The sequence below is a fragment of the Pseudarthrobacter sp. GA104 genome (assembly GCF_009741265.1).
Taxonomy (GTDB): Bacteria; Actinomycetota; Actinomycetes; order Actinomycetales; family Micrococcaceae; genus Arthrobacter.
On the sequence record NZ_WOWL01000001.1, the window covers coordinates 1723022 to 1735188 of the forward strand.

Here is a 12167-nt window from a genome sequence, read left to right on the forward strand (position 1 = left end):
TGGTCCGGCCCGGCTTTTTGCCGTCCCGGGAAGCGGCACTTTGTTTCATGTGGGTTTCCATTGACAAACCAACACAAGCAAAGATAAAGTCAAGTAACTCAACATCATGTGATGCCAGTCACGCAGGGACGGCAGCCACAGTGAACAATCCACACCACCAGAAGACCTACGCAACGGAGGGTACGTGTTCGCCGAGGAGCGCCAGCAAAAGATTGCCGAGCTTGTTGCCGGCAGCGGCCGGGTCAGCGTGACCCTCCTGGCCGAGCGCTTCCGCATCACCACCGAAACCGTCCGCCGCGACCTTGCCGCCCTCGAGAATGCGGGCACCGTCCGCCGCGTCCACGGCGGAGCCGTTGCCGCAGACCGGTTCAGCACCACCGAGGAAAGCGTGAACGAGCGCGCCATCCAGCGGCCGGACCAGAAAATCCGGATCGCCGAAGCCGCGCTGGCCCTCATTCCACGCAACTCCGCCGGCAGCGTCCTGATCGACGGCGGCACCACTACGGAAGTCCTGGCGGACATGCTCTCGCGGCGCGCCGCCGTCGAACCTTCCGACCCAACCGGACCGCGGGCGGAACTGGTGGCCATCACCCACGCCGTTCCCATCGCAGGCAAACTCTCCAGCGTTCCCGGCATCGCCCTTGAGATACTCGGCGGCCGGGTCCGCGGAATCACCCAGGTTGCCGTGGGTCAGTCAACCGTGGAGGCCGCCGGCAAACTGCGGCCGGACATCGCTTTCATCGGCACCAACGGAATCCACGCAAGCTTTGGGCTGAGCACGCCCGACCCCGAGGAAGCCGCGGTTAAGGCAGCTTTCGTCCACTCGGCCCGCCGGATTGTTGTGCTGGCCGATTCCTCCAAGCTGGACACGGAAACCCTGGTCCAGTTCGCCTCCCTGAAAGATCTGGACACCTTGATTACAGACAGCGAGCCCGGCCCGGAACTGGCGGCCGCCCTTGAAGAAGCCGGCGTTGACGTGGTGATCGCATGATCGTCACTTTCACCGCCAACCCCAGCCTTGACCGGACCGTGGCACTGCCAGGCCCTTTGGTTCGGGGCGAAGTGCAGCGTGCCGTTTCCGTCAGCCAGGAGTCGGGCGGCAAGGGCGTCAACGTGTCCCGTGCACTGGTTGCCTCCGGCCTGGACTCCGTTGCCGTCCTCCCCGGCGCGGACAGCGATCCCGTCCTGGCCGGGCTGCGGGAAAGCGCGGTGCCGTTTGTTTCCCTGCCCATCAACGAACCGCTCCGCACCAATGTGGCCCTCACGGAACCCGGTGGCGTGACCACCAAGATCAATGAGCCCGGTCCGGTCATGGATGCGGACCAGCAGGAAGCCCTGATCAAACTGCTGCTGGAGAGCTCCCACGGAGCCAGCTGGGTGGTCCTTGCAGGTTCGCTGCCGCCGGGATTCCCTGCCGATTTCTACGCGACGGCGGCCCGCCGGATCCGCGCAGCCGGAAACGGCAGTGCACCGCTCATTGCCGTGGACTCCTCCGGTGCGCCGCTCGCGGCGGCAATGTCCGGAGGCGACGCCGGTGCTGAACCGGCCGGCAGAGGTTCCGGGAAACCGGACCTCCTCAAACCCAACGCCGAAGAACTGGCGGAACTGGCTGCTGCAGCCGGCTTCGCCGCGGCTACCGCTGACGAACTGGAAGCGGATTCGGTGGCGGCGGCGGCCGCCGCGACCGCCGTCGTACGTTCCGGCGTGGGTGCTGTGCTGGCAACTCTCGGATCCAAGGGAGCTGTCCTGGTAACGGCCGACGGCGCGTGGCTGGCCACGCATCCGCCGGTCGCCGCGGTCAGTACGGTGGGCGCGGGCGATTCCGCGCTGGCCGGCTACCTGCTCGCCCATGGCCGGGGCGCCGCCCCGGTCGACTGCCTTCGCCAGGCTGTGGCCCACGGTGCCGCAGCCGCCTCCCTGCCCGGTTCAACGGTTCCGGCAGTACACCAAACCACCCCGGATGCCGTAACCATCACGGCCCTTCGAAAGGATTGACAGTGACCCAGCTCATCACCACGGACCTGGTCGAGCTCGACCAGAACCTGGGCAACGCGCCCGAGGCGGTGATCCGGCACCTGGCAAGCAAAGTAGCTGCCGCCGGACGCGCAACAGAAGTTGAAGGCCTCTTCGCTGACGCCTTCGCCCGCGAGCAGAAGACCGCCACCGGCATTCCGGGCGGCATCGCCATCCCGCACTGCCGCTCGGCCGCCGTCACGGAACCCACCCTGGCCATGGCCCGCCTCAATCCCAAGGTGGACTTCGGAGCCAAGGACGGCCCGGCGGACCTGGTCTTCTTCATCGCAGCCCCGGACGGAGCCGACCAGGAGCACCTGAAGCTGCTCTCGAAGCTGGCCAGGTCCCTGATCAAAAAGGACTTCACCACGGCCCTGCGCAACGCTTCCTCGGAAACGGAGATTGTGGAACTGGTCGAAGGCGCACTGGCTGACAAGCCCGCCGCACACGCCGCACCCGCCCCCGCTGACGCAGTCCCGGTTGGCGCCAGCGTCGGTTCAACTGGTTCCTCGGCTGCCGCCGATGCGCCCGCAGGGGCATCGGCAGGTTCCGCCGCTAAGGGTCCCAAGCGTCTTGTCGCCGTCACCGCATGCCCCACCGGCATCGCGCACACCTACATGGCGGCCGATTCCCTCGTGGCAGCCGCCAGGGAAGTAGGCGTGGACCTGCAGGTGGAAACCCAGGGTTCCTCCGGCGCCAAGGCGCTGGACCCCGCCGTCATCGCCGCGGCCGACGCCGTGATCTTCGCCGTAGACGTTGACGTGCGCGGCAAGGAGCGCTTCGCCGGCAAGCCCGTCATCAACGCCCCCGTGAAGCGCGGCATCGACGAGCCGGACAAGATGGTCCAGGAAGCGCTCGCCGCAGCCGACAACCCCAATGCCCGGCGCGTTCCGCACTTCGGTGCTGAGGAGCAGGCCGAGCACGAGGCTGAGGAAAAGGGCGAGCACATCGGGCAGAAGCTCAAGAAGGCCCTGCTCACCGGCGTCAGCTACATGATTCCGTTCGTGGCAGGTGGCGGCCTCCTGATCGCCCTCGGCTTCCTCATGGGGGGCTACCTGATCACCAAGTACGCGGACACGATCGTTGTCCAGAACAGCCTCTTCAACCTGCCCACCGAGTTCCCTGACAACGCCTGGGGCCCGCTGGGCGCCTACCTGGGCGCGGTGCTGTTCAAGATCGGTGCGCTCTCACTGGGCTTCCTGGTCCCGGCGCTGGCCGGCTACATCGCCTACGCGATCGCTGACCGTCCCGGTATCGCCCCCGGCTTCGTTGCCGGTGCAGTGGCCGGGTTCATGGGAGCCGGCTTCCTCGGCGGTATCGTCGGCGGCCTGCTCGCCGGTTACATCGCCCACGTGGTGGGCCGCCTTCAGGTGGCCCGCTGGCTGCGCGGCCTGATGCCGGTGGTCATCATCCCGCTGCTGGCATCCCTGGTGGCTTCCGGCCTGATGTTCGTCATCCTTGGCGGACCGATCGTGGCCATCACCAAGGGCCTGAACGCCTGGCTGTCGGGCCTGAGCGGTGCCGGTGCCATCGCCCTCGGCGTGATCCTGGGCCTCATGATGTGCTTCGACCTCGGCGGTCCGGTCAACAAGGTTGCCTACTCCTTCGCCGTCGCCGGCCTGGGCGCTGCAACCATGGACAACCAGGCGCCGTGGCAGATCATGGCAGCCGTCATGGCGTCCGGCATGGTTCCCCCGCTGGCCATGGCACTGGCCTCCACCGTCCTGAACAAGAAGCTCTTCAGCCTGGCTGAGCAGGAAAACGGCAAGGCTGCCTGGCTGCTGGGGGCGTCCTTCATCTCCGAAGGTGCAATCCCCTTCGCCGCAGCCGACCCCCTGCGCGTCATCCCCGCCAGCATGTTGGGCGGGGCCGTGACAGGAGCCATTTCCATGGCGGCGGGCGTCGGATCCAAGGCACCCCACGGCGGACTCTTCGTGTTCTTCGCCATCGACAACTTCCTGATGTTCGTCGTCTCAATCGCCGTCGGCACGGTGATCACCGCGCTGTCGGTCATCGCCCTGAAGCGCTGGGCAGTCAAGAAGACCGTTGATACGGTTGAACCGGTTCCCGTAACCGTCTGAACCGGCTTAGCCGCATACCCCACCGGCCGCTGAACCCTCAGCACGCCGGAAGACTAAGGAGCAACAATGCCAGAACGCACAGCAACCGTCGCCAGCCGCGTGGGCCTGCACGCCCGCCCCGCCGCCATCTTTGCCGAGGCAGCAGGAGAGTACGACCTGGACATCACCATCGCCCGCGAGGGCGAGCCGGTGGACGAGGCGATGGACGCTGCCAGCATCCTGTCCCTCATGAGCCTGGGCGCCTCGCACGGCGACGTGGTGGTCCTTCGCGCCGAAGGTGACGGCGCGGACACCGCGCTGGACCGCCTCGTCCAGATCCTGGAAACGGACCACGACGCCTAGCAGCTGACTGGCAGCTGACAGGCTGCCCCGGCGGCCAAGCCGCACGGCCGTCGTCGGGCCTTCCCTCCCAGGGAAACGCCCGACGACGGCCGCTTGCGTTAATCCCCCGCCCCATCCCAACCAAGCGGGTTAACTGCCCTCGGAAATCCTCTTCACGTCCGCCACGAGCTTGTCCCACATGCCTTTTGAGTGGTCAGCCGCCTCCGCCGTGGTGTTGTTGTCCTGGGTCAGCGTCAAAAGCGTCCGGCCACCCTTGTCCTGAAGCGTCCAGGTGAGGGTGTGATAGTTCTCCGGTTTGTCTTCCTGCCCGGCGAGGGGGCTGAAATGCGTGTAGACCAGTTTCCTGGCGGGCACCACCTCGAGGATCGTGCCCCTGTCCTCGTAGTCCTTGCCGTCCCAGTTGCCGCTCCAGGTGATGGGTCCGCCCACGGTCCAGTCCGTGGAGAGCTCGGTGCCAAACATGAACTCCTTCGTGGCCGCCGGGTCCGTGATGACATCCCACACGCGGGTGGGAGGGGCATCAACCGTGACCGAGGACGTGGCCACGTAATCAGGCACTTTCCTTGGCCTTCTTCGCAGTGAACAGCAAGTACTCCCACTCCATCTGGAACGGGGTGTCGCCGTGGGCATCGCCGAAGGAGTCAGCCAGTTCCGTCAGGGCCTGGTCCAGGGCTTTGACCTTGTTCCCGTCCTCCCCGATGTATTTGTAGACGGAGATGGTGGGGCCGTAGTGGGACTTGAAGTAGCGGACGAAGTCGCCGGGTTGATGGAAGCTCCGCACGGCCAGGGTCTGCTTGCGCGCAGCGGTATCCGTGATCCTGTCCCCCAGCAGTTCACGCACGTGCTCCTCGCTTCCCCACAGCGGCGCCGGCTGTGCTCCCGGCGGTGGCGGCGGGGCGAAGGGCTTCATGGTGTCGAACATCCTGCCGATGAACCCCTCCGGGGTCCAGCTCAACAGTCCTATGTTTCCACCCGGTTTGCACACCCTCAGGAGTTCGTCCGCCGCCGCCTGGTGGTGGGGGGCAAACATGACGCCGAGGCAGGACATGACGACGTCGAACTCGGCGTCGGCGAAGGGCAGGGCCTCCGCGTCGGCTTCCTTCCAGTCCAGGCTGACTCCCCGGTTCGCGGCCTCACGGCGGCCGGCCTCGAAAAGCTCGGGGGTGAGGTCGCTGGCCACCACCTTGGCTCCCATCATGGCCGCGGGAATGGCCGCGTTGCCTGATCCGGCGGCGATATCCAGCACATTGTGGCGGGAGGTAATGCCGCAGGCTTCAACCAGGATGGCGCCGAGGTCCAGGAGCATCTCGTCAGCGAGGGCCGGATAATCACCGGATGCCCACATGGCCCGGTGTTTCTGTTTGAGTTCCCGGTCCGCCTCGGCTGCATCTGTCTGATCGTTCATGTTCAGCGCTCCTCACAGGGCCGTTGGAGTGTCAGCACGCTGTGGGCACAGCGGTGGCTGCGATGCGACTCATTGTGGACGCACCTGACCCGGCTGTAAAGAGCACCCCGCTACCGGAACGCAAGCAAGCTTAGTAGTTTCATGTACATGGCATCGGGCACCGGATCAGGATCCGCAGGCGGCAGGCCATCACAGGGGCCGTCACGCAGGCTTGCGCGCCCGGGTTCCCGTCGCCTTGCTGGTGGACGCCTTGGCGGCGGGTTTTTCGGCGGACTTGGCCGCTGTCGACTTGGCGGCGGCGGATTTTGCCGGGGTGGACTTGGCCGTGCCGGACTTGGCTGCGCCGGATTTGGCCGTGCCGGACTGCGTTCCCGTGGACTTTGCTGCCGCGGACCTCGCCGCGGTGCCGGTCTTTTCGGCACTGGTCTTAGCCGCGGTAGACCGCTTGCGCGCCGGTTTGGCGGCTGCTTCGTCTTCGCCGGCTTCGCTGCCGGAGTCCCCGCCGGCTTCGCCACCCGCCCGTCCTGCCGCGGCATCGGACCCGCCGCCCCGTTTCCGGTCCAGGCTTCGCTTCAGCGCCTCCATCAGGTCGATGACTTCACCCTTGCTGCCCTCGCCGGCCTCCACGCCGAAGGTTTCCTCGGTGTCCAGCGATTCACCCTGCTCCAGCTTGGCCTCAATAAGCTGGCGGAGCTGGACCTGGTAGTCGTCCGTGAAGGAAGCGGGATCGAAATCGGCCGCCATGGACTCCACCAGGGCCGCGGACATATCGCGCTCCTGCGGGGAGATCTTGACGGATGCATCAAGGGAAGGGAATTTCGCTTCCCGCACCTCGTCCGGCCACAGGAGGGACTGGAGCACCAGGACATCGTCCTTGATCCGCAAAGCGCCCAGCCGGGTCTTCTCCCGCAGCGCGAACTGCACAATGGCCACCCTGTCCGTGTCTTCCAGCGCACTGCGCAGCAGCACGTAGGCCTTGGGAGACTTGGAGTCCGGCTCAAGGTAGTAGCTCTTCTCGAACATCATGGGCTCAAGCTGCTCGGACGGGACGAACTGCACCACTTCGATCTCATGGTTGTTCTCCGCCGGAATGGCCTTGAGTTCGTCCTTGGACAGGACCACCGTCCGGCCGTCCTCCTCGTAGGCCTTCTCGATGTCCGAATAATCGATGACCTGGCTGCAGACCTCGCACCGCCGCTGGTAGCGGATCCGGCCGCCGTCGGCGTTGTGGACCTGGTGCAGACTGATGTCATGATCCTCAGTGGCGCTGTAGACCTTCACGGGCACGTTGACCAGGCCGAACGCGATGGCACCTTTCCAGATGGCTCTCATTCCTCAAGTGAACATCACGCAACGCCGGAGGTGAAGCCCCGTGCCCGCCGCTAAGGAGCGTGTCAGGGTGGCAGGGCGGGAACTGACCCTCACCAACCTGGACAAGATCATCTATCCGGAGACGGGCACCACCAAGGCGGACGTCCTGGCCTACTACGCCGCTGTGGCCCACGTCCTGATCCCGGCGGCGTACAACAGGCCGGCCACCAGGAAGCGCTGGGTGAACGGCGTCGGGACCGCCGATAAGCCCGGCGAGGTGTTCTTCCAGAAGAACCTTGAGGACTCGGCTCCGGGCTGGCTCCCCCGGGCAGCCATCACCCACAAGGACCGCACCATCTACTACCCGATGGTCAACGACCCCGCCACCCTTACCTGGTTCGGGCAGATCAATTCCCTGGAAATCCACGTTCCGCAGTGGCAGGTGGACTCCCACGGCAACCAACTGAACCCCGACCGGCTGGTCCTGGACCTGGACCCCGGCGAAGGCGCCGGCCTGGAGGCGTGCGTTGAAGTAGCCCTCCTGGCGCGCGCCATCCTCCAGGACGTGGGCCTGGACCCCGTGCCGGTGACCAGCGGCAGCAAGGGCATCCACCTGTACGCCGCCCTGGACCGGAGCCAGACCTCTGACCAGGTCTCCGGCTTCGCCCGCGAACTTGCCAGGGCCCTTGAGGCCGACCACCCGGACCTGGCCGTCAGCGACATGAAAAAGAGCCTGCGCAAGGGCAAGGTCCTGGTGGACTGGAGCCAGAACAATGCAGCCAAGACGACTATCGTGCCGTACTCGCTGCGTGGCCGCCCCACCCCCATGGTGGCTGCGCCCCGGACCTGGGAGGAGCTCGGCTCCCCCGGCCTCAGCCACCTGGACCATAAGGCGGTGATCCGGCGCGTGCAGGAAGGCAAGGACCCGTTCGCCGCCGTCGATAACGCCGGCAACGACCCCCGGCTGGAGAAGTACCGCTCCATGCGTGATCCCGGGAAGACTCCGGAACCCTTCACGGGCACGGCCGGCAGCGGGAATACCTTTGTGATCCAGGAGCACCACGCCAGCCGCCTGCACTATGACTTCCGCCTGGAGCATGAAGGAGTGCTGGTGTCCTGGGCACTGCCGAAGGGGGTGCCTGAGTCCGGCGGCAAGAACCACCTGGCAGTGCAGACCGAGGACCATCCCCTGGACTACGCGGGCTTCGAGGGGACTATTCCCAAAGGGGAATACGGCGCCGGCGAGGTAACCATCTGGGACCACGGGACGTATGAGCTGGACAAGTGGATCAACGGCAGGGAAGTCATTGCCACCCTCACCGGTTCGGAAGGAGGAGGGCTGGGCGGGACCAGGAAGTTCGCGCTTATCCACACAGGGCGGGGGCAGGGAAGGGATTCCGAGGGCCAGTGGCTTATCCACCTCATGGAGCCCGGGCGGCCTGGCGGACGACGGCGGCACGCACCGCCGCGGGAAGGACAGGAGGAGGCACGGGATAAAGACGTTGCGGTGCGGCCCGGGGACTACAGGCCCATGATGGCCACCTCCGGAGACGCCGCCGACCTGCAGGGCAGCAACTGGCAGTTCGAACTCAAGTGGGACGGGGTCCGCGCCATCCTCGTGGGAGACGAAAGGACGGTACGGATATTCAGCCGCAACGGCAACGATGTCACCAGCACCTACCCCGAACTCGTGGACCGGGCCTGCTGGCCGGCCCGGCCGTTCGTTGCCGATGGTGAGATCGTGGCCATCGGCGCGGCGGGAAGGCCCGACTTCGGGCTCCTGCAGGGAAGGATGAAGCTCACCCGGCCCGCCGACGTCGCACGGGCCCGGGTTGCCATTCCCGTGCAGCTGATGCTTTTCGACCTGCTGCACGACGACGGAACGGACCTCCGGAGGCTGCCGCTCGCCGAGCGCCGGCAACGGCTGGAGGACTTCTTCACCGCATCGGGCTGCCCCGCGGGGCTTTCTCCGGTCCTCGAGGACCGGGTGGACCACATCCTGGAGAGTGCCCGGGAGCTGGGCCTCGAAGGGGTGATGGCCAAGCGGACCGACAGCCGGTACGTGAGCGGGCAGCGGACCCGTACCTGGATCAAGCTGAAGGTGGAACAGACGCAGGAGGTTGTGGTGGGCGGCTGGCGCCCGGGCAAAGGCGGGCGGGAAGACACCGTGGGCTCACTGCTGGTGGGCATTCCGGACGGGACGAAGCTGCAGTACGCGGGGCGGGTGGGCAGCGGTTTCAGCGGGAGGGAACTTGCCGAACTGCGGCAAACCGTGGAACGGCTGGCCCGGAAGACTTCGCCGTTCCTGGACGTTCCGCGCCCGGATGCCGCCGACGCGCATTGGATTGCCCCCGAACTTGTCGGCGAAGTGACCTACAGCGAGTGGACGGGAACCGGGAGGCTGCGGCATCCCGTGTGGCGGGGCTGGCGGCTGGACAAGGACCCGGCGGAGGTTGTGCGCGAAGGCTGAGCCGGCCGGCCACTCGCAAAGAAGGCCAGATTGATCCGGGACACGCAAAAGGCCTGGCGCACCGGATTTCGGTGTCGCCAGGCCATGTACGCGTTGCCAGGCAGGATGCGCGTCCTAAAGTGTCCGGGGCCTAGGACGAGTGCGGCATCTGCGGCCGGCTGGTGCGGTGGATCGCCGTCACTGCGGCTCCCTGCCCTATCCGGCCGTGGCCCGCATCCCGCTCTTTCGGGTGCCGGCGCTTTCCGTATCCATCCGGCCAGGTGCGCTGCCCGGTTCCCCCCAGTGGGGCAAGGGGCGCTTCGGCACCCGGCATGTCCGGAGTGTCCATTGCCGCGGCGAGGTGGTCCGCAACCTCCGGATTGATGGGGAATTCACGCTTTTCGTCAGCCATTTGTTCTTCCCTTCCACAGATGAAGTGCTATCGAGAGTGGCCAAAACCGGGCCCCGGCAAAAACTTTCGAAGCGGCCCGCGGTGGCTTGGCCGCAGGCGTCCCCTACCTGAAAGAAAGTGTTTCCATGGAACAACCTTAGGGACGCACACGGCACCTGTGAACCCCCTCCGCCTGGGCCGGCAAAAGTGCCCCTGGACCGCGGCCCGGTGTGCGCCCGGCAGGTCCGGCCCGGCGTGGTCCCGGTCACTTTCAGCGCCATCTTGGGACAGATTCACGGGGGTGTGGCGCATAAAACGAAAAAGATTGGGTAACGATGGGCCTGGGCCCGCCGCATGCCAGTGCTGGCGCGGGAAAAGGCGGGAAAAGAATTCGGGTAAACGTGCCGGATACGGCTGCCAAACGGGTGATCCTACGGCATAAACCACGCAGGCGCTACGGCATTCGCGTAAAATTGAAGGCCTGCCCGGAGCGGCGCAGCTACAAGTCGCAAGCAAATGACCTCCACAGGAGTTGCCCAAATGCCCACAGACCGAAGCACGACAGACTCTTCCGCAGGCGTCAACAGCGCCTCTGGAACCAACCCAGCTACACCCCCTGGCGCCCCGTCGTCGGCTCTTACCAAAAGCCCGCGCAAGCCTAAGCTGCTCGCGCGGCGCCGGCTCAAGGAATCGGACGTCAACGTCGTCAACCAGCCCATGCTGAAGAAAGCCCTCGGCGGCACCATCGTGGGCAACACCATGGAATGGTACGACGTCGGCGTGTTCGGCTACCTCATCACCACCATGGGTCCGGTCTTCCTGCCGGAGTCGGACCCCACCACCCAGACGCTGTTCCTGCTTGGCACCTTCGCCGCCACGTTCATTGCCCGCCCCCTGGGCGGCGTGATCTTCGGCTGGATGGGCGACAAGATGGGCCGGCAGAAGATCCTCGCCGCCACGCTGATGCTGATGGCAGCGAGCACGTTCGCCATCGGCCTCCTGCCCGGCTACGCCCAGATCGGGCTGTGGGCCGCAGGCCTGCTGGTGCTGCTGAAGATCGTCCAAGGCTTCTCCACCGGCGGTGAATACGCCGGTGCCACCACCTTCGTCAGCGAATACGCCCCGGACAAGCGCCGCGGGTTCTTCGCCAGCTTCCTGGACCTGGGCAGCTACATGGGCTTCGCCATCGGGGCCGCCCTGGTCTCGGTCCTGCAGCTGACGCTCGGCCAGGCAGCCATGGAGGAGTGGGGCTGGCGTATTCCGTTCCTGGTGGCCGGGCCCCTGGGCCTGATCGCGGTCTACTTCCGGAGCAAGATCGAGGAGTCCCCCCAGTTCCAGGCCACCCTGGATGCCCAGGAGGATCTCGCGAAGCATGCGGCGTCATCCGACCAGGCAACGGCGAAGGGCCCGGTGGGCATCGTCAAGGCCTACTGGCGCTCCATCATTGTTGCCATGATCCTGGTGGCCGCAGCAAACACCGCCGGCTACGCGCTGACGTCCTACATGCCCACCTACCTCACGGAGTCCAAGGGTTACGATCCGGTGCACGGCACCCTCCTGACCATCCCCGTGCTGGTGGTCATGAGCCTCTGCATTCCGCTGACCGGAAAGTTGTCGGACCGAATCGGCCGCCGGCCCGTCCTGTGGATCGGCGCAGTCAGCACAGTGGTCCTGGCCACTCCGGCTTTCCTGCTGATCGGCATCGGCGAGATCTGGTCCACCCTGGCCGGCCTGGCGCTGATCGCATTCCCTGTGACGTTCTACGTCGCCAACCTGGCCTCCGCCCTCCCGGCGCAGTTCCCCACCTCCAGCCGGTACGGGGCGATGGGCATCGCGTACAACTTCTCGGTGGCCATTTTCGGCGGCACCACTCCGTTCATCGTGGCAGCCCTCATCAGCGCCACAGGCAACGACATGATGCCCGCGTACTACCTGATGGGAACCTCCCTGGTGGGTGCCGTGGCCATCTACTTCCTCAAGGAGTCGGCCCAGCGCCCGCTGCCCGGGTCCATGCCCAGCGTGGATACCCAGGCCGAGGCACGCGAACTGGTTGCCACGCAGGACGAGAACCCGCTGCTCAACCTGGACGAACTCCCGTTCGAGACCCAGGACATCACCGATGCGCGCGACGCCGATGCACGCGAGGCCGACAAGGTTCCTGCCGGCGCCTAGTCG

At 66.2% G+C, this 12167-nt stretch carries 10 protein-coding genes; 6 read left to right on the forward strand and 4 right to left on the reverse strand.

What is annotated here, in order from left to right; genetic code table 11:
- Positions 1–184: 184 nt before the first annotated feature.
- From GK109_RS07795 to GK109_RS07810, 4 genes are all read left to right on the forward strand, one after another.
- Positions 185–991 (forward strand): DeoR/GlpR family DNA-binding transcription regulator, encoded by an 807-nt coding sequence (locus GK109_RS07795; protein WP_321215166.1) that lies wholly within the window; start codon positions 185–187, stop codon positions 989–991.
- A complete protein-coding gene (locus GK109_RS07800) occupies positions 988–1995 on the forward strand; it encodes a 1-phosphofructokinase family hexose kinase (RefSeq protein ID WP_157239534.1) in 1008 nt (335 codons plus the stop codon). The genes GK109_RS07795 and GK109_RS07800 overlap by 4 nt, the downstream gene beginning before the upstream one ends.
- A 2-nt stretch (positions 1996–1997) precedes the next feature.
- Positions 1998–4094: a fructose-specific PTS transporter subunit EIIC gene (locus GK109_RS07805; RefSeq protein WP_370460459.1), complete on the forward strand. Its 2097-nt coding sequence runs from the start codon at positions 1998–2000 to the stop codon at positions 4092–4094.
- 66 nt (positions 4095–4160) lie between these two features.
- Entirely contained in the window at positions 4161–4436 is a 276-nt protein-coding gene (locus tag GK109_RS07810; RefSeq protein WP_157239538.1) for an HPr family phosphocarrier protein, read from the forward strand.
- Positions 4437–4565: 129 nt separating this feature from the next.
- On the opposite strand, the gene GK109_RS07815 is transcribed toward GK109_RS07810, so the two are convergent.
- The 3 genes from GK109_RS07815 to GK109_RS07825 form a co-directional block, all read right to left on the reverse strand.
- Positions 4566–4994, reverse strand: a complete 429-nt coding sequence (locus GK109_RS07815) for an SRPBCC family protein (RefSeq protein ID WP_321215163.1) — start codon at positions 4992–4994, stop codon at positions 4566–4568.
- Positions 4987–5841: a class I SAM-dependent methyltransferase gene (locus GK109_RS07820; RefSeq protein WP_157239542.1), complete on the reverse strand. Its 855-nt coding sequence runs from the start codon at positions 5839–5841 to the stop codon at positions 4987–4989. Before GK109_RS07820 ends, GK109_RS07815 begins: the two co-directional genes overlap by 8 nt.
- Before the next feature lie 201 nt (positions 5842–6042).
- Entirely contained in the window at positions 6043–7173 is a 1131-nt protein-coding gene (locus GK109_RS07825) for a Ku protein (protein WP_157239543.1), read from the reverse strand.
- A 40-nt stretch (positions 7174–7213) separates the two neighbouring features.
- Between GK109_RS07825 and GK109_RS07830 the strand changes: the two genes are divergently transcribed.
- Positions 7214–9622: an ATP-dependent DNA ligase gene (locus GK109_RS07830; protein ID WP_370460460.1), complete on the forward strand. Its 2409-nt coding sequence runs from the start codon at positions 7214–7216 to the stop codon at positions 9620–9622.
- A 130-nt stretch (positions 9623–9752) separates the two neighbouring features.
- Here the strand turns inward: GK109_RS07830 and GK109_RS07835 are convergent, their stop codons facing one another.
- Positions 9753–10013: a hypothetical protein gene (locus tag GK109_RS07835; protein WP_157239545.1), complete on the reverse strand. Its 261-nt coding sequence runs from the start codon at positions 10011–10013 to the stop codon at positions 9753–9755.
- A 519-nt stretch (positions 10014–10532) separates the two neighbouring features.
- Here GK109_RS07835 and GK109_RS07840 point away from each other — a divergent pair.
- Positions 10533–12164: an MFS transporter gene (locus GK109_RS07840; protein WP_157239547.1), complete on the forward strand. Its 1632-nt coding sequence runs from the start codon at positions 10533–10535 to the stop codon at positions 12162–12164.
- The last annotated feature ends 3 nt before the right edge of the window (positions 12165–12167 follow it).